This window comes from Pseudomonas sp. R1-43-08, assembly GCF_003852255.1.
Taxonomy (GTDB): domain Bacteria; phylum Pseudomonadota; class Gammaproteobacteria; order Pseudomonadales; family Pseudomonadaceae; genus Aquipseudomonas.
This window is the reverse complement of the sequence record NZ_CP027734.1, coordinates 1,513,966-1,538,204: the sequence shown is the minus strand read 5'-3', so window position 1 is coordinate 1,538,204 and position 24,239 is coordinate 1,513,966. Positions and strand designations below refer to the sequence as shown.

Below are 24,239 nucleotides of genomic sequence, written 5' to 3'. Positions count from 1 at the left end.
CAGGCGTATGCCTACCTGTCATAAAGCTCGTGCAAAGTCATTTGCGCGCCCTACCCGCTTGCCAGGAGTCTTACGACATGAGGCCAGAAATCGCTGTGTTGGATATACAGGGTCAGTACCGGGTTTACACGGAGTTCTATCGCGCGGATGCCGCTGAAAAGACCATCATTCTGGTCAACGGCTCAATGGCCACCACGGCCTCTTTCGCCCAAACCGTGAAAAGCCTTTACCCCCAATTCAATGTGGTGTTGTACGACCAGCCCTACGCCGGCCGTTCCAAAATCCACAACCGCCACGAGCGGATGCTGACAAAGGAAGTAGAAGGCCAGATCCTGCTGGAGCTGATCGAGCGCTTCGCCGCCGAACACGTGCTCTCGTTCTCGTGGGGCGGTACTGCCGCCCTGTTCGCCCTCGCCCAACGCCCGCGACGCATTGAAAAGGCGGTGATCAGCTCGTTCTCCCCGGTGATCAACCCGCCCATGCGCGACTACCTTGAGCGCGGCGTCGACTACCTCGGCAACCTCGACCGCGACCGCGTCGGCCATCTGGTCAACAGCACCATCGGCAAGCATCTGCCGTCGCTGTTCAAGCGCTTCAACTACAAGCACGTCAGCAGCCTTGCCGAGCATGAATACGGGCAGATGCACTTCCACATCAGCCAGGTGCTTAACAGCGATCGCTTGTGTTACCTCAATGCAGCCAGGCAGATCGACATTCCGGTGCTATTCCTGAACGGCGAATGGGACGAGTACACCAGCGCCGAGGATGCCAGGCTGTTTGGGCAACATATAACCCACAGCAGCTTCAGCACTATCCAGGCCACGGGGCATTTCCTGGATATGGAGCATAAAGCGGCATGCCGGGACAGCCGGGAGGCGGTGGTAGGCTTTTTGAAAGGGCAGCGGCCGGTGAGTCGGTTACGCTACCAGCAGGGTCAGACGCAACATGCATGGGCGGTCTGAAGTGAGGCCCACTGTAGGAGCGGGTTCCTGCAGTGGCGCCGCTCATTTGCGGGCGGTGCGCGCGCAACGTGCGATTTTTTCGAAGAAAAACTTCAAATCCAGCTGAACATCTGGTACAAAGTCAGCCGCTTTGAGCGGGTATAGTTTAGTGGCAAAACGAAAGCTTCCCAAGCTTTAGTTGAGGGTTCGATTCCCTCTACCCGCTCCACTCAAATTGGCTTTCCTGTCATGCCATGCCTGACAGGAAATGCATAAAAAACCGGCTCTGGGAGCCGGTTTTTTTATGCCTGCCGTTCAGGTGCCGATACGCTTGTGGCGGTGGCTCAGTAAAGTCTTACTGCGACAACGAACCGGTATTGTGATGATGTCAGCTCGTCGCCTCCCGCGAAATCAGGAGTATCGCAATGCTTGAGCCTGACCAATGCACGCCACCGCCCATCCTGCGCCAAGTGATCGGTTGGGTGGTGGTTCTGCCGCTGCTGGTCTCACTGGCGAGGCCACCCTATCCCCTGGGCTTGGGGCTGGCGCTCGGAGCAATCGCCGCGTCGGTCTATGGGGTGGTGTTCGCCCGTCGTCACGCCAGCCGACGCGTGACTGTGTTCGCCCTGGTCGCTACCCTGCTCAATGCCGTGTCGTTGGTAATGTTAAGCACAGCGTCCGTGCTGATGGCGCTCTACTTTATCGTTCGACTCTACGTATATTCCTACGTCAGCCATTGGGTTTACTGGAACTTCTAAGCCCACGAAAAATTCGAGCGCAAGAAACGTAGTTTGCCAATACCCTGATGGGCTTACAGTAGCGCCGTACGCTTCAGCATCCCTTCGAGGAGCCCGCCCATGCCCTGTGAATACACACTCATGCCCTCCCCTGTCGGCGAACTCACCTTGGTGGCGCGCCATGGCAAACTTGGCGCCATCCTGTGGCAAACAGAGCGCGCCAACCGCGTACGCCTGGGTGAATTGATCGAGACCAACAACAGCCTGGTGCTATTGGAAGCCCAGCGCCAGCTAAACGAATACTTCGCGGGAACACGCAGCCAGTTCGAGTTGGAGTTGGACTTCGCCGGCACCGACTTTCAGAAACAAGTCTGGCAGGCCCTGCTGACCATTCCGTTTGGCGAAACGCGCAGCTACAGCCAGATAGCCCAGCAGATCGGCAACCCGAAAGCCGTGCGTGCAGTCGGGGCGGCGAATGGGCGTAATCCGATTTCGATCATTGCGCCCTGTCACCGAGTGGTGGGTGCTTCGGGCGGGCTGACCGGGTTTGCGGGAGGGCTTGAGGCCAAGCAATATCTGTTGACGCTGGAGAATCGCGGCCAGGCGAAACTGGCGTTCTGATCATGGCTGTGGGGCAGCTGCGCGAATAAAGGACGCGCAATCGAACAAGCGTTGGAAACCGAGCTTTCCATACAGTGCAACGGCGAGCGTCGAGGCCTCGAGAAAACACCGACGAGCCCCCAGGCCCGAGGCGTGAAGCAGGGCCGCTTGAATCAATCGAGTGGCGTAGCCTCTTCCACGAAAGCCGACCCGCGTGCCGACATCACTCAGTCGGGCCTCCCCCTCACATAACGACAAGGTCAACGAACAGCTCACCTGCCCCTCGACAGACAATGTGAAGTGATAAAGGGCTTCACCGGCGTCCAGGGCTCGCTGGTGCCGAGCCTGGTAATGCGCGACCGCTTTGGGCGCTATCAGGAATGCACTGTCGAGCGGAGTCGCCCATTCGTTCAGGTTCCGAGTCAGGCTGATCTGCACACCTTCCTCGTTTATCAATGGCGCAAGGCGCGCCAATGACAGGACCATCGCCGTGGTCTCTTCAGCCGGCTGAAAGCCGAGCTGCGCGAGCACGTCGCGCAAGCCATCGACCTGTTCCTGAGGAATCACGATACGAATGGGGATCAAGGTACGACGGATCAGGTCCAGGGGTAACTCCGTCGCTTCGCACAGCGGGTCGCTGCCCAGACGAATAAACAACATATTCCACGGCGCGCAATGTTCCTCAGCAAAGTAGGTGCTGATACCGGCGCTATGTCGACAATACATCGCGCAGGTCGCCGCAAAAAAATGCGCTTCGGTCAAGTCATAGCGTGCGAATAGGGCATGGGCGTTTTCAGCGTGCATAAGCAATAACCAGGCAAAAACCCAGTCTTGTGCTCAAGGTTTCACAGCGCCGTAGGCCCGCTCCTAAAAGCCCTACAGAAAAACCTCTACTTTTGTCCGACCGATAAGTTGTAAAAAGAAATTTCAGCGAGCGACTGCTGTCAGTAGTTTCATCACCCTTCTTGAGGAAAACGGTCATGAAATTCTCTGCAGTCTCCCAAACCCTGTCGCGCTGGGCCGGCAGCCCCAGGACGTTCTACACGGCGGTGGCGCTGATCCTGGCGTGGAGCCTGAGCGGGCCATACTTTCATTACAACGACACCTGGCAATTGATCATCAACACCTCGACCACCATCATCACGTTCCTGATGGTGTTCCTGATCCAGAACACACAGAACCGCGACAATGACATCCTGCATATCAAGATCGACGAGCTGTTGCGTGTATCCAAGGATGCGCAGAACGCCGTATTGAGCCTGGACGGCCTGGACCGTAAGGAGCTTGAAAAGCTACGTCAGGAATATCGTGATATCGGCAAAGCCGGCAGCTTGAACCTCAACACCAGTTGCGGCCCTGCCGCCGACGACGCGGCGGCGCCGAAAACAAATTTGAACCAGGCCTGAAAAAAACGGCGGTTGGAGATGATCCAACCGCCGTTTTCATTTCAAAGGGAGCTTCAACCGTCGCCCTGATGCCCCTTGCCGTAGGTCGACGCCAGGGCGCGGGCTTTTTCCAGACGCTCCTGCAGCTTGGGCAGGGTCTCATCCACCAACGCTTTTATCTCTGGCACCTGCGACGCCGCGCCTTCCTGCTTGAACAGGGCGATGGCGTCTTCGTTTTCCTTGACCTGTTGCGCGGTGTAAGCGGCGTCGAAGGAGTCGCCGTCCTTGAGTTCGGGCATCAGGGTTTCGGCCTTGTCGACGATCTTCTCGCGCGGGGCTACCGGCAAGTCGAGCTTTTTAGCGATAGCCGCCAGATGCTGGTTGGCCAGGGTGCGCTCATTGATCACCTCGATGGTGTAATCCTTGATCTCTTGGGACGAGGTTCTGGCGTGGGCCATGCGACTGGTTTCGATATCGGCCATGCCTTTGGCCGAAGCCTGCTCGATGAATTCGGCAGGTGACTGGGCGAAAGCATTGCTGGCGCCGAGGCCCAGCAGCATCGCGAAACTGGCGGTGCGTAACCGGATAGCCATGCGGCTCATGATGGGTTCCTCCAGGGCAAAAATAGGTGCGAGGAAACAGCGCCTCGCCCTGGATTCGAATTTTGCTCGAGGCAAAGGTTTAGAAAAAACTTTCCAGTGCGACGAACGGTCGTTGTTGATTCAGGCGGGCTTGCTGGCAAACAGACCCGGAGTTCTGCACGTTCCCAGGCTACGGGTAAAACTTCATTCCGGCATAAGGCTTGGCGCGACAGGCTTGCAACCGCGAGGCGAGATCGCCGACATGGGCTTCGAGCTTGTGACCATCGGGGTCGAGAAAATAGAACGAGGCGCCTTCACTGCGATTGTCGCGCCACTCCCCCACGCCAGCGGCTCGCAAGCGTGCGACTAGGGGAATGAGATCGTGCGCTTCGACGGTCAACGCGTAATGCGTGTAATCGGCGGCCGGGATCGGGTTACGCAACGGGTCCAGCGACAAACATAACCACAGCCCAGGCAGCGAAAGGTAGGCGCCGTTATCCCAGGTGGCGTCAAGCCGAAGCTGCAGGAGCTCATGGTAGAAACGGATGCTTCGCTGTAGATCGGTGACGGCCAGGGTCAGGTGATTCAGACCGGATAGCATAAGTTTTTCCTTTTCCAGGAGACCCCTGACGAACGGGACAATCGATCGATGGGACGACACTGTAGTATGTTGCACTACCTATCACTACATTGAGGTTCGTATGTCTGTTATGTCCCTGCGGATACCGGACGATGTCGCCGATACGCTTGCCAGTCTGGCCAAAGCGACCGGTCGCAGCAAATCGTTCCTCGCTGTTGACGCGCTACGTGAATACTTGACGCGTGAAGCATGGCAAATCGAAGAGATTCAAAAGGCGCTGAAAGAAGCTGATGCGGGGGATTTCGCGACGGCTGCCGAGGTAAAAGCCGTCGCTGACAAATGGCGCAACAATGCAGGTTGAGTGGCTGAGGACAGCCCTCAGAAACCTGGATGATGAAGCGGCCTTTATTGCTGAAGAAAACCCCAAAGCCGCCTACGAGTTCGTCCAGGCGATTTTGGCCGGGCTTGAACACATTGCGCAATTTCCCGCGTTGGGAAAAACCGGGCGCGTCCCAGGGACGCGTGAATGGGTGGTGCCCCGGTGGCCCTACATTGTCCCTTACCGTATTCGTGAAGGGCGACTACAGGTGATGCGAATTTTTCATACCCGCCGCCAACCACCGACCTCCTGGTAGCAACTGATCAGCCCTTTAGCACACCCTGCACCCGCCCACTCAACCACTGCAACCCCGCATCCCCACCCCGTCGCGCATGCCATGCCAGCTCAAATGCAAACGAAGGAATATGAAACGGCGGTGGCACGGCGATCAGTTGGGCATGATCGATATTCAACAAGCCCCGGGAGGAGACGGTCAGGATCAGGTCCGTGCCCTGAATCAACTGCGGTGCCACGCCCCAGTGCGGCAGGCTGACGGCCACATGCCGGCGCTGACGAATCGCGGTCAGCGCACGCTCGATTTCCGGCGTGCCGCTGCCGCGCATTTCCAGCAAGACATGGGGGCGTGACAGGTAGGTAGGCAGGTCCAGCACACCCGTTGCCGGCAAGCTGTCTCGGTCGACCAGGCAGGTGTAATGCTCTTCGAATAAAGGCGTAGTCCGCAGTTCGGCAGGCATGTCAGGGAAAACCCCGGCGGCCAGGTCGAGATCACCATTGAGCACGCCGTCGACCATGCCTTCGCGGCTGGCCTGGATGATTTGCAGGTCAATGCCCGGCGCTTCACGGCGCAACAAGCGCACCAACCCCGGTAGGAAAATCGCCGCACTGTAGTCCGACATTGCCACGCGAAAGCGGCGTTTGGCCGACGCCGGGTCAAAGCGGTTCGGCGCCAGCAGCGCTTGCACCTGGGCCAGCGCCTCCGCCAACGGCGTAGCCAACTCCAGCGCACGCGCCGTTGGTATCAATGAGCCGCCCTGACGCACCAGCAACGGGTCGCCCAGCAGGTCACGCAAGCGCGCCAGCGCGTGGCTGACCGCCGGTTGGCTCAGGTGCAGGCGTTCGGCGGCGCGGGTGACGTGTTGCTCGCTGAGCAACACGTCAAGGATCACCAACAGGTTGAGGTCGATGCGCCTTAGATCATTCATCAGCTGCATGCTCGCCATAAGAACTTGGAATTTAAATTTGCGTGACGAATAACCTAGAGTCCAGCAAAACCTCTGGGAGATTCGCCATGACGACGTTGCATTGGCTGGGTGTGTTGCTGCTGGCGGTGATCGCTGGTGCCGTGGTGCCGTTTCAAAGTGCGATCAACGCCAACCTGGGTCGCGGGCTCGGTCACCCGTTGTGGGCGACGCTGGCTTCGCTGTTGGTAAGCATCATTGTGTTGCTGCCGGTGATCATCGCCCTACGGCTGCCCTTGCCGAGCCTGGCCTTTATCACCCAGGCGCCGCTGTGGATGTGGGCTGGTGGCGCATTCGGCGTGTGCTTTATCTCGCTGGCATTGGTGCTGATGCCCACGCTGGGCGCATCAGGCTTCGTTGCCCTGGCGATGGCCGGGCAGATTCTCGCGTCATTGCTGCTCGACCATTTCGGCCTGTCCGGCCTAGTGGAGCGCCAACTCACAACGCCCCGCGTGGTGGGGGCGTTGCTGTTGATCGGCGGCGTCGCGCTGATTCAGTTCAGCGCGCCGCCGGCCCGTGCATTGGCAACGGCTGGCTGACGACCACAGCGAACCGCCATGCTGATACACGAAAACCCGGCGCGGGCAGACCTCCTACATAATCATCGGGTCGGAATAATCGGTGATCATTGCACCACTCCCGAGGTCTTCAGACGTTGGATGTCAGCGTCTGTCAGGCCCAGGCCGCCGAGGATGTCATCGGTGTGCTGGCCCAGCGCAGGGCCTTGCCAGTTCACCGCGCCGGGCGTTTCCGACAGTTTGGGTACGATGCCGGGCATCTTCACCGACACACCACCGGGCAAATCGGCATCGAGCAACATGTCCCGCGCCTGGTAGTGCGGGTCGCTGACAATGTCCGCCACGGAGTAGATGCGCCCGGCCGGCACTTCAGCAGCCTCCAGAGCGCTGAGCACCTGCTCGATGGGCAGGCTGCTGGTCCAGTGGGTGATTGCCGCGTCGAGCAAACCACTCTGTGCCGCACGGCCATCGTTATGGGCGAACTCAGGCGCAGCGGCCAGGTCGGCGCGGCCGATGGCGGTCATCAGGCGCTTGTAGATCGGGTCGCTGTTGCCGGCGATCACCACGTAGGCGCCGTCGGCGGTCAGGTAGGTATTGGACGGCGCGATACCGGGCAAGGCACCGCCGCTGCGCTCACGTACATGGCCGAGCATGTCGTATTCGGGCACCAGGCTTTCCATCAGGTTGAACACGCTTTCGGCCAGGGACACGTCGACGATCTGCCCGTCACCCTGGCCGGTCTTGACCCGCAGCAGCGACATCAGCGCGCCGATCACACCGTGCAACGACGCAAGCGAATCCCCCAGGCTCACGCCGACCCGCGCCGGTGGCGAATCCGGGTTGCCGGTGGTGTAGCGAATGCCGCCCATGGCCTCGCCGATCGCACCGAAACCCGGGCGGTCGCGATAGGGCCCGGTCTGGCCATAGCCGGAGATGCGCACCAGGGTCAGCTTGGGGTTGAGGGCATGCAATACGTCCCAACCCAGGCCGAGTTTTTCCAGGCCACCGGGGCGCAGGTTTTCGATCAGCACGTCGGCGTCGCCGAGCAGTTGCTTGATCAGGCTCAAGCCTTCTGCCGACTTGAGGTCCAGGGCCAGGGACTGCTTGTTGCGCGACTGCAGGTACCACCACAGCGACGTGCCTTCGTGCAGCTTTCGCCATTTGCGAAGCGGATCGCCCTGCCCCATGGCTTCGATCTTGATCACCTCGGCACCAAAATCGGCCATCATCCGCGCCGCGAAGGGCGCGGCAATCAGGGTGCCGATCTCGATAACCTTGATACCGTTCAGGGGAGCCGTCATCGGATGTACCTCTTATTCTTGGAGTGTGCACCGAGGCTAAAGCACTCGGGCAGGAAAAATCCAACCGCAGCGCACCAGGCTTTTGTGCAGCATCAGCTACGCTCGGCGGCCAAGCGATTGATCTCGGCCTGCTCCACCACAGGCTGCGGCGCGCCACGGCTCACCGCCTGCAACATCGCACGGCCGACGGTCTCGGTGCTGACGACCCAGCTCGGCTTTATCCGACGTACAAACGAGAGCAACGGCCCGAGCACGCTATAAAACGCTTGGTACAACGGCGTCTTCGAACGCACACCGTGCAACGGCTGGACAATCCCCGGCCGGAACACATAGACCGCCTTGAACGGCAAGCGCAGCAAGGCGTTCTCGGTCTTGCCCTTGACCCGCGCCCACATCGACTTGCCCGTCTCGGAACTGTCAGTGCCGGCGCCGGAGACATAGATAAACGTCATCTGCGGGTTGAGCCGCGCCAGGGTGCTGGCGGCGACTAAAGTCAGGTCATAAGTGAGGTGGGTGTAGTTGATTTCATTCATGCCCGCCGAGGAAACACCCAGGCAAAAGAAACACGCATCAAAGCCTTGCAGCAGGTTTTCCAGGGGTTGGAAATCCAGCATGTCGCTGTGCAACACCTGATGCAGTTTGCCGTGCTCCTGGGTCAACGACGTGCGGCCGACGGCAACGACTTCCTGCACGTCGGGCGCCAGCAGGCACTCGCGCAGTACGCCCTGACCGATCATGCCGGTGGCGCCGAATAATAGAATTCTCATCAACTACTCCATTCATGCAGCTGGTTTTGACACCCCGAGAGACAGATCTTTGAAGCCGATCGTCACATTCAGGCCATCGCCCCCACACCTTACTCAATCCAGTACAGAACGGCTTCAACAAATCGCATTCCCGCCTCGATGTCGGCCCCAGCACGTCACCACTAAATACGTCTTTGACCTATCCGCCGAACGGCTCAAACAATCATCGAACTGATGCATATTTACCTTCAAAAATGTAGGAACCGACTTACGCCAAAACTTCCGTTTAGGATAGCGGGTATGGGAAACGTCTGACTTAACCTATAAAAATTTTCCCGCTACTGTTTTCGTCCATCGCCAAGGACGAGTAGAAATGGTAAGCACAGAGCCATCAAATAATTTTTCAAACTACAAAAAAGTAATAGAACTTTCCGAAAACGATTGGCGCTCGGCCAAGACGGGTAAAATCTGCGAGATTAACGCCACAGTTATAGACCGCAACTACCTTGCAGATCAGTATGGGCGCAAGTTTCATCACTTCTGTACCACCTCATACCTTGGTCTTGATTACAACGAGAAAATATTGGAAGGCGGACTATTTCTTTATTTTGATGATTCTCATGCGCTATCCGCATTTGGCGATAAGGGGCGCGGTTTTATCCGACCACGCCTGCCAGAACTAGACGATCAAACTTTAATCGTAGCGTCACTTGGAAAATCATTCGGCGCATCCGGCGGACTGATTATGTTCGGCAGTAGCGAACAAAAAAGTTTAATGTATCGATATGGCGGTCCCAGCAATTGGTCCCAAAGCTTAAATTCTGCAGCTATTGGCGCAGGTTTGGCGTCAATAAAAATACACCACTCTAATGAGCTACTCATGCTTCAAGACAAGCTCCGCACCAACATCCGACTATTTGATAGCCTCATTTACACCGACCAACAAAGCTCACTCTCCGCTATTCGCTTGGTAACCTGTGGCAAAGCTGAAAAAGCAAACGCACTCGCCATACAACTTGCAGACAGTGGCTTTTTCACCTCCGCCGTATTTTTCCCCGTAGTGCCTAGCGGAAAGGCGGCAATTAGAATAACGCTTCGAGCGGATATGACACACGAAACAATACGTTCATTCTGCTCAAAACTATTAGCCCTTATAGAAGAAAACAAAATCACAAACTAGCTAACACGCTCTCAATACACTCATGTGTTCAAGCACGCTAAAACGTCTTGAACACACTAACTTTAGATGAAGTTCTCATATCCTTGAGCAACGGACGGCCCTCATTGAAAAATAGCACCACCCTCACGCTAGCCTGCTGCTCCGCCTTCCTCGCTCAAGTCGGCATCAGCAGCTACCTGCCCGCAGTCCCAGCCATCGCCCACGCCCTCCCTGGCGCCGAAGACCACGTAGCACTGGCCTTGGCGATTTACCTGGTCGGCATGGCATTGCCGATGTTGCTATGGGGCAGCCTGGGCGAACGCTTTGGCAGAAAGCCGGTGCTGCTGGCAGCGCTCGTGGTCTATGCATCAGCCAGCGCGGCGATTCCATCGGCATTCAACGTTGAAGCCTTTCTATCGCTACGGTTGGTTCAAGGCTTGGGCGCGGGTGGTGTTTCGGTGATGGCGCGGGTGTTGGTGCGTGACAGTTTCAGCGGTGCGTTATTGGCCAAAGGCTTATCGTGGCTGGGCATGACGTTTGTGATCGCCATAGGTGTGGGCCAGTTCGCGGGTTCGTTGTTGCTGGTGACGTTCGGTTGGGAGGCGATTTTTTATGGGTTAGCGATTGGCGCTGTCGTGTTGATGGTGGTGCTGCAGCGGGTGGAATTCCCAATGCGGGCGAAAGTCGATTTGTCGGTTTGCGCCTGGCGCACTTATGTCCTGATCGTGCGGTATCCACCCTTTCTGCATGCGGCACTGGCTGGCGGATTGGGCTACGGGATAATCATTGCATTCAACACCTGTGCACCGTTGATATTGCAGGGGCGTTTTGAATGGAGCGCGGCGCAGTACGGCTGGCTGGGCTGGCCGATCAGCGCGGCGTATCTGGTGGGCGCGTTGATGGTCAATCGCTTCGTCGCTCGCGCGGGACGGTTGATGATGATGGGGTGGGGCGTGACGTTGGTGTTGGCGGGAACGACAGTGATGTTGCTGGGCAGTGTGTTTGCCAGCGAGCTCGCCGTACTGCTGTGGCTACCGTATTGCCTGGCCATAGTGGGGCAGTCGATGAGTTACCCGATCAGTTTGTCACTGGCCAGCGATGAATCACCGATAAGTGGCTCCTATGCCATGGCGCTGAGCGGTTTCATGCATCAGTGGATGGCCGCATTGATTGGCGGTGTGGCGAGCCTGCTGGTGAGTCAGCAGGCATGGCCATTGTCGCTCTTGTGTGTGGCATTGGCGGGCGGTGCAGGGGTGTGCGTCGCCCGCTGCCGTGCAGATCAAAACGCGCTGCGAAAAATCTCCTCGATCTGACGCTGATCCGCCCGTCGTGGGTTGGTCAGGCCGCATGCATCCTTTAGCGCATTACTCGCCAGCAGCGGAATATCCTGCAATTTGGCGCCAAGTTCGCGCAGGCCGGCGGGAATTTCCACGTCCTGGGACAGGGCGCGAATCGCGACGATAGCGGCCTGCGCGCCCTCTTCCGGGGTAACGCCCTTGATATCGGCCCCCAACGCGCGCGCCACGTCACTCAAACGCTTGGCGCTGACACTGGCATTGAAACTCTGCACGTGAGGCAGCAGCACCGCATTGCACACGCCATGGGGCAGGTCGTAGAGGCCGCCGAGCTGATGCGCCATGGCGTGCACGAATCCCAGCGACGCGTTGTTGAACGCCATGCCCGCGAGGAACTGCGCATACGCCATGTTTTCCCGCGCGGCTATGTCGCTGCCATCGCGCACGGCCAGGCGCAGGTTGGCGCTGATCAGTTCGATCGCCTTGATTGCGCAAGCGTCGGTGATCGGTGTGGCGGCGGTGGACACGTAGGCTTCGATGGCATGCGTCAAGGCATCCATGCCGGTGGCAGCGGTGAGGCCCTTGGGCATTGCGACCATCAATGCCGGGTCGTTGACCGACAGCAGCGGCGTGACATTGCGGTCGACGATGGCCATTTTCACGTGGCGGGTTTCGTCGGTGATGATGCAGAAACGGGTCATCTCACTGGCCGTGCCGGCGGTGGTGTTGATCGCCACCAGCGGCAATTGCGGCTTGCTCGATTGATCGACACCCTCATAGTCGCCGATACGCCCGCCGTTGGTGGCGCACAGGGCGATCCCCTTGGCGCAGTCATGGGGCGAGCCGCCGCCCAGGGACACCACAAAATCGCAGGCGCTCTGTTGCAGCAGCGCCAGGCCTTTTTCGACGTTTTCTACCGTGGGGTTGGGCCTGGCGCCATCGTAGACCATCGAATCGATGTCCTGCAGCGCAAGCTTTTCGGCGATCATGCTGGCCATGCCAGCTTTGCACAGGCCCTGGTCAGTGACGATCAACGCCTTGCGAAAGCCGTAGTTGCGCATGGCAATCATGGCTTCGTCGAGGCAGCCGATGCCCATGATATTGACGGCGGGAATAAAGAACGTGCTGCTCATGGTCGATCCTCAGGGGCTTTATACCCACAGAATCCACCGGTACCACTTGCCGCATCTTGACCAGGATCAACGCCGGCTCGTGATAAAGTCACCGTCCAGCCGATTTCGAGTAGACCCGCCGCAATGAAGGATTTCCAGGATATTGACGCCCACCTTGAAGACTGGAGCGCACTGCGCGGCGCCATCGACTTCAACGGGATTCTGATCGGCAACGGCGCAAGCCGCACGATTTGGGAAGACTTTGCCTACGACTCACTGTTTGAAAACGCCCGCACAGTGGAAGAAAAGCCACTGGGCCAATCCGAACTCAGCGTATTCGACGCGCTGCAAACCCGCAGCTTCGAGCAGGCCCTGGGCGCACTGAAAACCACCAGTCGCGTCAACAAGGCCCTGGCAGTCAGCTCGGCGGCGCCACGCAATCGCTACTACGCGATCAAGGAAGCGCTGATCAATACGATCCACGCCGTGCACATCCCCTGGCGTCTGGTGCAGCCCTCGACCCTGACGGCCCTGAACACCGAAATGGCCCGCTACGCCACAGTCTTCACCAGCAACTACGACCTGCTCAACTACTGGGCGATCCTGCACACGCCGGGTATTGACGACCTGTTCCGCAGCGCCGATTCAAGCTTCGACCTGCGCGATACCCGCACCGACGCCACGCGTATCCTGTACCTGCACGGCGGCCTGCACCTGGTGCGCAACCTCGACGGCACCGCGCGCAAACTACCGTCCACCGACAGCACGTTGCTCAGCAGTTTTGCGATCAACAACACGATCAAGACCCTGGACGACGTGCCGCTGTTCGTCAGTGAAGGCCCGGTGCACGAGAAGCTCAAGACCATCCGCAGCTCGGATTATCTGTCGTTCTGTTATGAACAGTTGCTCACCCACGAAGGCGCGCTGTGCATCTTCGGCCATGGCCTGGGGCCGCAGGATAAACACTTGGTGGATGCGATCCGCCAGGCCAACATCACCACCCTGGCGATTTCGGTATCGGGGCGCAGCGACGGGTTTATTCGTCAGCAGAAGCAGCGGTATTCGCAGTTATTCCAAGGCACCGGCATGGAACTGAAATTCTTTGCCGCGCGTACTCATCCACTGGGTAATCCGGCGCTGTCGGTGCCAGTCGAACACTGATCCAGTGAACGAAGAAGACCAAATGTGGGAGGGGGCTTGCTCCCGATAACGGTGGATCAGCCAATGAATGTGTCGGCTGACACACCGCCATCGGGAGCAAGCCCCCTCCCACATGGGCCCCGCGCTTAGTTCAAGAAACTATCGGCGCGCAGCAGGGTTTCCAGGCAGTGTTCGGTGATGTGGTAGAACGCCTTCAATGCCTGAATCTTCTCCAGCAACGGCGCAGTGTCCACCGGCTCGGCGCGTTTGACCGCCAGGATCATCTTGTTCTTGTTGGTGTGCTCCAGCGAGATGAACTCAAACACCTTGGTCTCATAACCACAGGCTTCGAGATACAAGGCGCGCAAGCTGTCGGTGACCATTTCTGCCTGTTGGCCCAGGTGCAGGCCGTATTGCAGCATTGGCTTGAGCAGCACCGGGCTCTGGATCTGCAAGCGAATCTGTTTGTGGCAGCACGGCGAGCACATGATGATCGACGCGCCGGAACGGATGCCGGTGTGAATCGCGTAGTCGGTGGCGATATCGCAGGCATGCAGGGCGATCATCACGTCCAGCTCGCTCGGCGCGACGCTGCGCACGTCGCCGCACTTGAATACCAGCCCGGGGTGTTCCAGGCGTGCGGCGGCGGCGTTGCACAGGGTTACCAGGTCTTGACGCAGCTCGACACCGGTCACTTCGCCTTCGGCCTTGAGGGTGTTGCGCAGGTAGTCGTGGATCGCGAACGTGAGGTAGCCCTTGCCCGAGCCGAAATCGGCGACGCGCACGGGTTGGTCCAGCTGCAACGGCGAGGATGTCAGCGCATGGCTGAACACTTCGATGAACTTGTTGATCTGCTTCCACTTGCGCGACATCGACGGGATCAGCGCTTGGCTGGCGTCGGTCACGCCCAGGTCGGCAAGGAACGGCCGGCTCAGGTCGAGGAAGCGATTTTTCTCGCGGTTATGCTCGGCAGATGGCGCCTCACGCAATTGTTGCGGCTTGCTTTTGAACAGCGAGCTTTTGTTCTTCTTGCTGTATTCCAGCTGGGCTTCGTCCGTCAGCGACAACAAGTGTGCGTTCTTGAACGAGGCTGGCAGCAGCTCGGCAATCGCCGCCACGCCGTCCGCCAGTGGGAAGTTCTTGGTGATGTCGCGGGTCTTGTAGCGGTAGACGAAGGACAGGCAGGGCTGCTCCTTGACCGTCACGGGCTTGATGATCAGCCGCTGCAGTTCGGCTTCCGTGCCCACGTATTTGGCCAACACCAGCTTGATGAAGGCGTTCTGCGCCAGGCTTGCGCTCAGCAGTTCGATGAACTGGGCGTGATGATCCGGCGCAGGGCTGGCAGGTTGAGCGGTGACGGACATGAACAAAAACGCCTCGGGCAAAGAATGCGGGGCATTTTAGGGGGGATAACTGGCCAGGGCACGGAGTTATTTGACCAATGGTACGTTCCAACAGCCAAAGTAGATCCAAATGTGGGAGGGGGCTTGCTCCCGATGGCGGTGTGTCAGGCAATGAATAAGTTGACTGATACACCGCTATCGGGGGCAAGTCGAATCGTCGCACCGCCCCTCCCACATTTTAGAACTGTGTTGACTGGGTTATTCGAGTACGACCAAGCGATTGGGCAGTTCATTACGCGTCTGCGTCACCGGCACATGCACCTTGAGCAATTCCCCACACGCCTCGATGCAGGCAATGAACCCGGCCAACGTCTGCCCCTGCTTCACCTGCTGGGTGAATGCCTTGACGATGCCATCCCAATTGCTGTCATCCAGCTGTTTGGAGATGCCTTCATCCACCAGAATTTCCACATAACGCTCGGCCTCGCTGACAAAAATCAGCACACCGGTGCTGCCCAGCGTGTGGTGCAGGTTCTGCTCGAGGAACTGGCGGCGTGCCAGGTTCGAGGCGCGCCAGTGGCGGACCGAGCGAGGGATCAAGCGGGTGGTGACCTTGGGCAGACGAAACAGCAGGCACAACACAATGAAGGTCGCCCACTGCGCCAGCAACAAGGTGTACATGGTCAGGTAGCCCGACAGGTAATGCACCACCCCGGGTACCACCAATGCGATCAGGCTGGCCCACAGCAACGGAATGTAGGCGTAGTCATCGGCGCGTGCAGCCAGCACCGTGACCAGCTCGGCGTCGGTCTGTTGCTCGACCCGGGCGATCGCTTCGGCCACTTGGCGCTGCTCGTGTTCAGTCAGTAATGCCATGGTTGTAAATGCTCTTTTCTCGTTATTGTCATTACCAGCCGCCCGACGCCCCGCCACCGCCGAAACCACCACCGCCGCCGCGAAAACCACCGCCGCCGCCTCCCCCACTACCACCGCCGCCACCGCCACCGCCGCCACCTCCACGCCCGATGAGGCTGAGGATAACCAGCAGGATAGTGCCCACCGGCAGGCCCATGCGATGACACAGCCACAACACGCCGATCAGCAGGATGAAGAAACCGATGGAAAGCGCGGGATTATCTTTCGGCGCGGACCACGGATCCGCCACACGGGCCGGCACGGCCAGCGGTTCACCGCCCACCACCTGGATCATCGCCGCGACACCGTCGCTGATGCCCTGGCTGAAATTGCCGGCCTTGAACTTGGGCGCGATCACCTGGTTGATGATCACCCAGGACTGCGCATCCGTCAGCACGCCTTCCAGGCCGTAGCCGACTTCGATGCGCAACTTGCGCTCGTCACGGGCGACGATCAACAGCGCGCCGTTATCCTTGCCCTTCTGGCCGATCCCCCACTGGCGGCCCAATTGATAACCGTAGTCTTCAATCGGCACGCCCTGCAGGTCGGGCACGGTGACCACCACGATCTGGTCACCGGAGGTCTGTTCCAGCGCCTGCAATTGCTGCGTCAGTTGCTCGCGCACCGCCGGGTCGATCATCTGGGCGTTGTCCACCACCCGCCCGGTCAACGCCGGGAAGGTCAGGGCCGCCTGGGCCACGCCCACGCAGGCCAGCAGCCACAGCGCCAGGCCTATCCGTAATAAACGCATCGACACCTCAAGGCAGCGTTATTTGAACTTCACCTGCGGCGCCTTATCGGCATCGGCACTGGTGGCTTCAAACGTGGCGCGGATCGGCAAGTCGCTGTACATCACGCTGTGCCACAGGCGGCCTGGGAAGGTGCGGATTTCGGTGTTGTAGGCCTGCACGGTCTGGATGAAATCGCGACGGGCCACGGCGATACGGTTTTCAGTCCCTTCGAGCTGCGATTGCAGGGCCAGGAAGTTCTGGTTGGCCTTCAGGTCCGGATAGCGTTCGGACACCACCATCAAACGGCTGAGTGCGCCGCTGAGGCCGTCCTGGGCTTGCTGGAACTGCTTGAGTTTTTCCGGGTTGTCGAGGGTGCTGGCATCCACCTGGATCGAGGTGGCCTTGGCCCGCGCTTCAATCACGGCGGTCAGGGTGTCCTGCTCATGGGCGGCATAGGCCTTCACCGTTTCCACCAGGTTGGGGATCAGGTCGGCACGGCGTTGGTACTGGTTCTGCACCTGGCCCCAGGCCGCCTTGGCCTGTTCGTCGAGGGTCGGAATGTTGTTGATGCCGCAACCGCTCAATACGCTGCTGATCAATAACAGCGCCGCGGCTTTCAAGCCCCAGCGGTAACCTTGTGCTGCTTGCATGGTGTATCTCCTGCCAATCTGGATGGAATGTGATGACTAACCCTATAAACCACGCGTTTGGGGCATAATCCGCCACCACTGGAATGCTTCGAGCCAATCAGCTACAAAGATGCCCAGCGCGAAAAAGAGTTCAGAGTGTGCTGCATTTATCTGAACAACACCCGAACAACAATAGACGCTCCCCACATTTTGGCCGATCAGCCTGACCGCTGTGCAGTGAGCCGAAAAAGGATATTCATGAAGAAGCTGTGTTTGCTCGGCCTTGTTGCCACTCTGGCCAGCCACCCCGCATGGGCAGAAACAAAGCCTGCTGCGCTTGACGACAAGGATGCCTTCGTCAGCGACCTGCTCAAGCAGATGACCCTCGATGAAAAGATCGGCCAATTGCGCCTGATCAGCATCGGCCCCGAGATGCCCCGCGAGCTGATCCGCAAGGAAATCGCCGCCGGCCGCATCGGTGGCACGTTCAACTCCATCACTCGCCCGGAAAACCGGCCGATGCAGGACGCGGCCATGCGCAGCCGGTTGAAGATCCCGATGTTCTTCGCCTACGACGTGATCCACGGCCACCGCACGATTTTCCCGATCAGCCTGGCCCTGGCCTCCAGCTGGGACATGGACGCCATCGGCCGCTCCGGGCGCATCGCCGCCCAGGAAGCCGCCGCCGACAGCCTCGACATCACCTTCGCGCCGATGGTCGACATCTCCCGTGACCCGCGCTGGGGCCGCACCTCCGAAGGTTTCGGCGAAGACACGTACCTGGTGTCGCGCATTGCCGAAGTCATGGTCAAGGCGTTCCAGGGCGCCAGCGCCGCGAACGCCGACAGCATCATGGCCAGCGTCAAGCACTTCGCCCTGTACGGCGCGGTAGAGGGCGGGCGCGATTACAACGTGGTCGACATGAGCCCGGTCAAGATGTACCAGGACTACCTGCCGCCCTACCACGCGGCGATCAAGGCCGGTTCCGGCGGCGTGATGGTAGCGCTCAACTCGATCAACGGCGTGCCCGCCACCGCCAACACCTGGCTGATGAACGACCTGCTGCGCAGGGACTGGGGCTTCAAGGGCCTGGCCGTGAGCGACCACGGTGCGATCTTCGAACTGATCAAGCACGGCGTGGCCAAGGACGGGCGTGAGGCCGCCAAGCTGGCGATCAAGGCCGGCATCGACATGAGCATGAACGACACGCTGTACGGCAAGGAACTGCCGGGGCTGCTCAAGTCCGGCGAGATCGAACAGAGCGACATCGACAACGCCGTGCGCGAAGTGCTCGGCGCCAAGTACGACATGGGCCTGTTCAAGGACCCGTACCTGCGCATCGGCAAGGCCGAGGATGACCCGGCCGACACCTATGCCGACAGCCGCCTGCACCGTGCCGACGCGCGTGACATCGCGCGCCGCAGCCTGGTGTTGCTGAAAAACCAGAACCAGACGCTGCCGCTGAAAAAATCCGCGACCATCGCGCTGGTCGGCCCGCTGGCCAAGGCGCCGATCGACATGATGGGCAGCTGGGCCGCCGCCGGTAAGCCGGAACAGTCGGTGACATTGCTGGACGGCATGAACGCCGTGATCGGCGATAAAGGCAAAATCATCTACGCCCGCGGCGCTAACATCACTAACGACAAGGCCGTGGTCGATTACCTCAACTTCCTCAACTTCGACGCCCCGGAAGTGGTGGATGACAAGCGTGCGCCGCAAGTGTTGATCGATGAGGCGGTCAAGGCGGCCCAGAATGCGGACGTCGTCGTGGCCGCCGTGGGCGAGTCCCGTGGCATGTCCCACGAGTCCTCCAGCCGCACCGACCTGAACATCCCGCAAAGCCAACGCGACCTGATCAAGGCCCTCAAGGCCACCGGCAAACCGCTGGTACTGGTGCTGATGAATGGCCGGCCGCTGTCGATTCTCGAGGAAAACCAACAGGCCGACGCCATCCTGGAAACCTGGTTCGCCGGCACCGAAGGCGGCAACGCCATTGCCGACGTGCTGTTCGGCGACTACAACCCGTCGGGCAAGCTGCCAATCACCTTCCCACGCTCGGTGGGGCAGATTCCCACCTACTACAACCACCTGAGCATCGGCCGGCCGTTCACGCCGGGCAAACCGGGCAACTACACCTCGCAGTACTTCGATGACACCACAGGTCCCCTGTTCCCGTTCGGTTATGGCCTGAGCTACACCACGTTCAGCCTGTCGGACATGGCGCTGTCGTCCACCACCCTGAACAAGACCGGCAAGCTCGACGCCAGCGTCACGCTGAAAAACACCGGCAAGGTCGATGGCGAAACCGTGGTGCAGCTGTACATCCAGGACGTAGCCGGCTCGATGATCCGCCCGGTGAAAGAGCTGAAGAACTTCCAGAAAGTCATGCTCAAGGCGGGAGAGGAGCGCACGCTGCACTTCAGCATTACCGAGGAAGATTTGAAGTTTTACAACAGCCAGCTCAAATTCGCCGCAGAACCGGGTGAGTTCAATGTACAGATCGGGCTGGACTCCCAGGCTGTGCAGCAGCAGACTTTCGAGTTGCTGTAACCCACGCAGCCCCCTCTTTCGCGCGAGAGGGGGCTTGCACCCACATCTGCCGCCGTCAACATAAAGTCAAGTTTCGCTCCACAGTCCCAGCTTCGTCCGACATCCCGCCCCCTGCCTGCTCGCACACTCTGTCTGTCCTAAATCAGTGTGCAGGTGGACTATGTCGCCGACGAAAAACGTCCCACGGGCCATTTACAACATCCTTTTTTACTCAGCGCTCAAGCGAAAAGCACTCGCGCTGTGCATGCTCGGGAGTCTGCCGGGCTTGCCCGTTGAAGCCGCGAGCTACAGCGAACGGGGTCGATTGCACGACGCCGCCAGCTGGCGCAGCGATGAGTTCAAAAAAAGCTGGGGGCTGGGCGCCATCGGTGCCGATTACGCTTATGCCCGGGGGTTGAGTGGCGCGGGCGTGCAAGTGGGGGTTTATGATTCCGGCACCGACTTGCGCCATGACGAGTTTGCCGGCAAACCGCATTCCGGCGTGCGCCTGGCAGACCCCGGATGTAAAAGCGATACGGTGCTGTTCGGTGGCTGCTTCTTCAGCGAGGGTGATCGTTCCGCCGCGCATGTGCTTGAGGCTCTGCCGCCTGAAGCCTTGGTCGCATTAGAGGAGGAAATCGTCAACGGTGATTTCACCCGCGAACAAGTGGATGACTATCTTAAAAACACGGGAGCTCGCTATGAATCGCACGGCACCTTCGTGGCCGCCAACATACTCGCCAACCGAAATGGCGCCGGGGCCCATGGCGTAGCCTTCGGGGCCAATGTGAGTGCGTTGCGCAGATTCAGCAACACTTACCAGGACGGCCCCGGTGTGCGGCCGTACAGCGTCACCTATCCAACACCGGAGGCAGTCAACGCCGCCTACGCCCAACTGCACGAGCAAAATGTGCGAGTCGTCAACCATAGCTGGGGGTCTACAGTCCCCTTGGCAGATGAGGCGGCACTGGACGAGGAATTGGACCAAACCCATACCCGCAGCTATGCAGAGCTCAGAGCCATAGCCGACGCCTCCGTCAAATACGGCATGCTCCAGGTATGGGCGGCGGGCAATACACTTACCCCCAACGCAACACCACGAACAGCACCCTTTGCTGGGGTTCATTCGAGTCTGCCGCGCGCGGTCGCCGAACTCGAGCGCTATTGGTTGACCGTGGTCAACGTCAACCAGGCGCTGACCTTGAGCGATGGTTCGTACCGCTGTGGCTTCAGTAAGGACTGGTGCCTGGCGGCCCCGGGAACGGATATCACTTCTGCCGGGGTAACAGGGGCCATCCACACCGAAACCCACTACGACAACGAAGGCGACGCCGACGGCTTTACAGTGACCGGCGACAAACCCGAATTTACAGACTTCACCGCTTCCGGAACCTCCATCGCCGCGCCTCACGTAACAGGTGCACTGGCCTTGCTGATCGAGCGCTTCCCTTACCTCGACAACCCGCACATCCGCGATGTGTTGCTGACCACCGCCACCGACCTGGGTGAGCCTGGCGTCGACGATGTGTACGGCTGGGGCCTGATAGACCTGAAAAAAGCCATAGACGGGCCCGGCCAACTGCGGGTGGACACACAGGTAAACGTGGACCGCCCCGCGGGCGGCGCGGTGGTATGGCAAGGCGGCGCTTGGGACGACTGGCGCAACGATATCAGCGGCCCCGGGCGCCTGGAAAAAAGCGGCGCCGGCTGGTTACGCTTGAGCGGCAATAACAGCTTTGCCGGGGCCACGCTCAACGCAGGTATCCTGGAGCTGGCCGGCAACAACACCCTCAAGGGCGATGTGAACCTCGAAGGCGGCGTTCTGCGCCTGAACGGCTCTTTGGCCGTCGAAGGTGACTACCGTCAAGCACCCGGCGCAACCCTGATGGCCGAGCTGGTCGCCCAGGGCCGGCAGGCAAAACTGCAGGTCGATAACCAGGCCACTGTCAACGGCGGCACGCTGTACCTGAGCGCACAACCCGGCACCTACCCATTGGGCCAGCAATACAGCATCCTCCAGGCAAAAGGTGCCGTGAGCGGCGAGTTTGTCGCGATCGACCATCGAGAGTTCTCGCCCTTCCTCAGCGTGTCCCAAGTCAAGCAAGCCAATAACCTGCTGGTCGAGTTTGCCCGTGGAAGGCCACTGGCTTCTGCGGCAAACACCACCAACCAACGCGCCGTCGCCACGGCCGCCGATGCTCAAGCCGTGCCGACCCCGCTGCTGCAGCGCCTCACCGCACTGTTCCCCGAACAGGCTCCCTCGGCCCTGGACCAACTGAGCGGCGAGCTGCATGCCAGTACCCAAGCGGCACTGATCGAAAACAGCCGGGTAGTGCGTGAAGCCGTACTCGACCGGCAGCGTAACGCCCATGGCCGTAGCGCTACCGAGGCCGAAGCACTGAGCGAGGGCGCCTGGGTGCAACTGCCACGCCAGACCGGCCAACTGCAAGGCAATAGCAACACCGCCCGCGCGTCCCACAGCAGCACAGGCCTGTTGGTCGGGTTCGATCACCGGCTGGAACAAGGCACACGCGTGGGGATGGTTGCGGGCAGCAGCACTGGCGACGTGAAGGCCGGCGCTCGCGGCAAGGCGAGTGTCGACAGCTACCAATTGGGCCTGCACGTGGGGCATACCTGGGACGCTCTGGGCCTGTACGGCGGCATCGTCTATGCGCAGCATCAGATCGCAACCAAGCGCCGAGTCAGCTTCCCAGGCGTGGAGAATCGGCTGTCTGCCGACTACACCAGCCGTACCGTGCAGGCGTTCGCCGAAGCCAACTATCGCTTCAATCACGGTTTCTGGGATTGGCAGCCCTACCTGCAACTGGCCACTGTGCAGCAGCGCAGCGACGGCTTCACCGAACGCGGCGGCATGGCGTCACTGCGCGGCCAACGCGCGAACGACAGTGTCAAGCTGACCACCGGCGGCGTGCGCGTGAACCTCGACTTGGCCCAGGCACAGACTGGCCCGTCATGGTTGAGGCTGCGTGGCGGCCTGGCCTATACCCATGCTGGCGGCGATCGACAATCGGCGGCTCAAGTGGCCTGGGAAGACGGCTACACCTTTAAGGCGAACGGCGCCCCGCTGGATCGGCTCAGCACACGACTGGAGCTGGGCGCCACCGCACGCCTGAGCCGCAACAGCGCGCTGGACCTGGCTTTCAGCCAACAGCGCGGCGAGCGTTCACGGGACCAGAACATCACGGCGCAGTATTCGTTGCAGTTCTAAACCGCGTAAGTAACCAAAGGCGGGGGAGCACCCTACCCTCGCCGATCCAACAGGTTGACCACCAACCTGTCGACCCACCCCCACAACCTCTGCTTCACCCGCCGCCACAGCGGCCGCGCCTTCCATGCCTGCAGGCTCATCGCCTGGCTCTGGGCGAAATCGCGCTCGAAACTGCCAGCCACTGCCTGCGTCAACTCAGGGTCCAACGCTTCGAGGTTGGCCTCCAGGTTGAAGCGCAGATTCCAGTGGTCGAAATTGCACGAGCCGATGCTCACCCAATCGTCCACCAGCACTATCTTCAGGTGCAAAAAGCACGGCTGGTATTCAAAGATCTGCACCCCCGAGCGCAGCAACCGAGGGTAATAACGGTGCCCGGCGTAACGTACGGATGGGTGGTCGGTACGCGGGCCGGTGAGCAGCAGGCGTACATCGACGCCGCGCCCCGCCGCCCGGCGTAACGCGCGACGCACGCTCCAGGTCGGCAGGAAGTACGGGGTGGCCAGCCAGATCCGCTGCTGGCTGCTGTTCAAGGCGCGGATCAGCGACTGCAGGATATCGCGATGCTGACGGGCGTCGGCATAGGCAACCCGCCCCAGGCCCGGCCCGGTCGCGGGCACCTTGGGCAAACGCGGCAAACCAAAGTGGGTGGCGGGCTTCCACTCGCGGCGGGCGGCGTTGGCGTGCCATTGACGATCGAACAGCGCCTGCCAATCCAGCACCAGCGGACCGCTGATCTGCACCATCACTTCATGCCAGTCGGCGGTGTCCTGGCCCGGCGTCCAGAACTCATCCGTCACACCGGTGCCGCCAACCACCGCGATACCCTGGTCGACCAACAACACCTTGCGGTGGTCACGGTACAGGTTGCGCATCCAGCGCCGCCAGCTCAGGCGGTTGTAGAACCGCAGCTCCACACCCGCGTCGGTCAGGCGCTTGCGCAGCCCGAGGGTAAACGCCAGGCTGCCGTAATCATCGAACAGGCAACGCACCTGCACACCGCGTTCAGCTGCGAGCACCAGCGCCTGCACCATCGCTTCGGCGCAGGCGCCGGCTTCCACCAGGTACAACTCCAGATCGACCTGCTGCTCAGCCCGCGCAATCCCGGCCAACATCTGCGGGAAGAAACTCGGCCCGTCGATCAGCAACTCGAAACGGTTGGCGCTGCGCCACGGGAACACCGCGCCGCCCAC

General features: G+C 60.1%; 24 protein-coding genes and 1 tRNA gene. 13 read left to right on the top strand and 12 right to left on the bottom strand.

The features are described 5' to 3' along the window. The first annotated feature begins 77 nt into the window (after positions 1–77). The 4 genes from C4J87_RS06940 to C4J87_RS06925 all read left to right on the top strand — a co-directional run bounded on the left by C4J87_RS06940 (position 78) and on the right by C4J87_RS06925 (position 2,299). Positions 78–962 (top strand): alpha/beta fold hydrolase, encoded by an 885-nt coding sequence (locus C4J87_RS06940; protein ID WP_124366201.1) that lies wholly within the window; start codon positions 78–80, stop codon positions 960–962. A gap of 134 nt (positions 963–1,096) precedes the next feature. After that, positions 1,097–1,170, top strand: a tRNA-Gly gene (locus tag C4J87_RS06935). A 196-nt stretch (positions 1,171–1,366) separates the two neighbouring features. Continuing rightward, entirely contained in the window at positions 1,367–1,699 is a 333-nt protein-coding gene (locus C4J87_RS06930; protein ID WP_124366200.1) for a hypothetical protein, read from the top strand. A gap of 99 nt (positions 1,700–1,798) precedes the next feature. Next, positions 1,799–2,299, top strand: a complete 501-nt coding sequence (locus tag C4J87_RS06925; RefSeq protein WP_124366199.1) for a methylated-DNA--[protein]-cysteine S-methyltransferase — start codon at positions 1,799–1,801, stop codon at positions 2,297–2,299. On the opposite strand, the gene C4J87_RS06920 is transcribed toward C4J87_RS06925, so the two are convergent. Next, positions 2,300–3,082, bottom strand: coding sequence for a GNAT family N-acetyltransferase (locus tag C4J87_RS06920; protein ID WP_124366198.1), 783 nt, complete (start codon positions 3,080–3,082; stop codon positions 2,300–2,302). Between the two features lie 176 nt (positions 3,083–3,258). Here C4J87_RS06920 and C4J87_RS06915 point away from each other — a divergent pair, with 176 nt between their 5' ends. Further along, the gene (locus tag C4J87_RS06915) at positions 3,259–3,684 is read left to right on the top strand and encodes a low affinity iron permease family protein (protein ID WP_124366197.1); all 426 of its coding nucleotides are present in this window, start codon (positions 3,259–3,261) and stop codon (positions 3,682–3,684) included. A gap of 53 nt (positions 3,685–3,737) precedes the next feature. Here C4J87_RS06915 and C4J87_RS06910 read toward each other — a convergent pair whose 3' ends face one another. Both C4J87_RS06910 and fos read right to left on the bottom strand, forming a co-directional pair. Beyond that, positions 3,738–4,265, bottom strand: coding sequence for a DUF4142 domain-containing protein (locus C4J87_RS06910; RefSeq protein WP_057723086.1), 528 nt, complete (start codon positions 4,263–4,265; stop codon positions 3,738–3,740). Between the two features lie 169 nt (positions 4,266–4,434). After that, entirely contained in the window at positions 4,435–4,845 is a 411-nt protein-coding gene (fos, locus tag C4J87_RS06905; protein ID WP_124366196.1) for a fosfomycin resistance glutathione transferase, read from the bottom strand. A 100-nt stretch (positions 4,846–4,945) separates the two neighbouring features. Between fos and C4J87_RS06900 the strand changes: the two genes are divergently transcribed. Continuing rightward, entirely contained in the window at positions 4,946–5,185 is a 240-nt protein-coding gene (locus C4J87_RS06900) for a CopG family ribbon-helix-helix protein (RefSeq protein WP_124361708.1), read from the top strand. Beyond that, entirely contained in the window at positions 5,175–5,459 is a 285-nt protein-coding gene (locus C4J87_RS06895) for a type II toxin-antitoxin system RelE/ParE family toxin (protein ID WP_124361707.1), read from the top strand. Before C4J87_RS06900 ends, C4J87_RS06895 begins: the two co-directional genes overlap by 11 nt. A gap of 7 nt (positions 5,460–5,466) precedes the next feature. Here the strand turns inward: C4J87_RS06895 and C4J87_RS06890 are convergent, their stop codons facing one another. After that, the gene (locus tag C4J87_RS06890; protein ID WP_124366195.1) at positions 5,467–6,384 is read right to left on the bottom strand and encodes a LysR family transcriptional regulator; all 918 of its coding nucleotides are present in this window, start codon (positions 6,382–6,384) and stop codon (positions 5,467–5,469) included. A gap of 68 nt (positions 6,385–6,452) precedes the next feature. On the opposite strand from C4J87_RS06890, the gene C4J87_RS06885 reads away from it, so the two are divergent. Then, complete coding sequence (locus C4J87_RS06885; RefSeq protein ID WP_124366194.1) at positions 6,453–6,941, top strand: DMT family transporter; 489 nt, start codon at positions 6,453–6,455, stop codon at positions 6,939–6,941. 86 nt (positions 6,942–7,027) lie between these two features. Here C4J87_RS06885 and C4J87_RS06880 read toward each other — a convergent pair whose 3' ends face one another. Both C4J87_RS06880 and C4J87_RS06875 read right to left on the bottom strand, forming a co-directional pair. After that, a complete protein-coding gene (locus C4J87_RS06880) occupies positions 7,028–8,221 on the bottom strand; it encodes a CaiB/BaiF CoA-transferase family protein (RefSeq protein ID WP_124366193.1) in 1,194 nt (397 codons plus the stop codon). 92 nt (positions 8,222–8,313) lie between these two features. Continuing rightward, on the bottom strand, positions 8,314–8,988 hold the full coding sequence (locus C4J87_RS06875) for an NAD-dependent epimerase/dehydratase family protein (RefSeq protein WP_124366192.1): 675 nt from the start codon (positions 8,986–8,988) through the stop codon (positions 8,314–8,316). A 352-nt stretch (positions 8,989–9,340) separates the two neighbouring features. Here C4J87_RS06875 and C4J87_RS06870 point away from each other — a divergent pair, with 352 nt between their 5' ends. Further along, on the top strand, positions 9,341–10,147 hold the full coding sequence (locus C4J87_RS06870; protein ID WP_124366191.1) for an aminotransferase class I/II-fold pyridoxal phosphate-dependent enzyme: 807 nt from the start codon (positions 9,341–9,343) through the stop codon (positions 10,145–10,147). A 104-nt stretch (positions 10,148–10,251) separates the two neighbouring features. Continuing rightward, positions 10,252–11,439: an MFS transporter gene (locus tag C4J87_RS06865; RefSeq protein ID WP_124366190.1), complete on the top strand. Its 1,188-nt coding sequence runs from the start codon at positions 10,252–10,254 to the stop codon at positions 11,437–11,439. On the opposite strand, the gene yiaY is transcribed toward C4J87_RS06865, so the two are convergent. Continuing rightward, a complete protein-coding gene (yiaY, locus tag C4J87_RS06860) occupies positions 11,406–12,554 on the bottom strand; it encodes an L-threonine dehydrogenase (protein WP_124366189.1) in 1,149 nt (382 codons plus the stop codon). The two genes, C4J87_RS06865 and yiaY, sit on opposite strands and share 34 nt — an antisense overlap. Before the next feature lie 123 nt (positions 12,555–12,677). On the opposite strand from yiaY, the gene C4J87_RS06855 reads away from it, so the two are divergent. Continuing rightward, entirely contained in the window at positions 12,678–13,694 is a 1,017-nt protein-coding gene (locus C4J87_RS06855; protein ID WP_124366188.1) for a DUF4917 family protein, read from the top strand. Between the two features lie 125 nt (positions 13,695–13,819). Here C4J87_RS06855 and C4J87_RS06845 read toward each other — a convergent pair whose 3' ends face one another. The 4 genes from C4J87_RS06845 to C4J87_RS06830 form a co-directional block, all read right to left on the bottom strand. Beyond that, positions 13,820–15,037, bottom strand: coding sequence for an SAM-dependent methyltransferase (locus C4J87_RS06845; protein ID WP_124366186.1), 1,218 nt, complete (start codon positions 15,035–15,037; stop codon positions 13,820–13,822). Positions 15,038–15,274: 237 nt separating this feature from the next. After that, entirely contained in the window at positions 15,275–15,892 is a 618-nt protein-coding gene (locus tag C4J87_RS06840; RefSeq protein WP_124366185.1) for a TPM domain-containing protein, read from the bottom strand. Between the two features lie 31 nt (positions 15,893–15,923). Continuing rightward, a complete protein-coding gene (locus C4J87_RS06835) occupies positions 15,924–16,682 on the bottom strand; it encodes a YgcG family protein (RefSeq protein WP_124366184.1) in 759 nt (252 codons plus the stop codon). An 18-nt stretch (positions 16,683–16,700) separates the two neighbouring features. Then, a complete protein-coding gene (locus tag C4J87_RS06830) occupies positions 16,701–17,312 on the bottom strand; it encodes a LemA family protein (RefSeq protein WP_124361693.1) in 612 nt (203 codons plus the stop codon). 237 nt (positions 17,313–17,549) lie between these two features. Between C4J87_RS06830 and bglX the strand changes: the two genes are divergently transcribed. Beyond that, positions 17,550–19,841, top strand: coding sequence for a beta-glucosidase BglX (gene bglX / locus C4J87_RS06825; RefSeq protein ID WP_124366183.1), 2,292 nt, complete (start codon positions 17,550–17,552; stop codon positions 19,839–19,841). A 244-nt stretch (positions 19,842–20,085) separates the two neighbouring features. Further along, complete coding sequence (locus C4J87_RS06820) at positions 20,086–23,049, top strand: autotransporter domain-containing protein (RefSeq protein WP_164487646.1); 2,964 nt, start codon at positions 20,086–20,088, stop codon at positions 23,047–23,049. A 32-nt stretch (positions 23,050–23,081) separates the two neighbouring features. Here C4J87_RS06820 and C4J87_RS06815 read toward each other — a convergent pair whose 3' ends face one another. Next, a complete protein-coding gene (locus C4J87_RS06815) occupies positions 23,082–24,239 on the bottom strand; it encodes a phosphatidylserine/phosphatidylglycerophosphate/cardiolipin synthase family protein (protein ID WP_124366181.1) in 1,158 nt (385 codons plus the stop codon).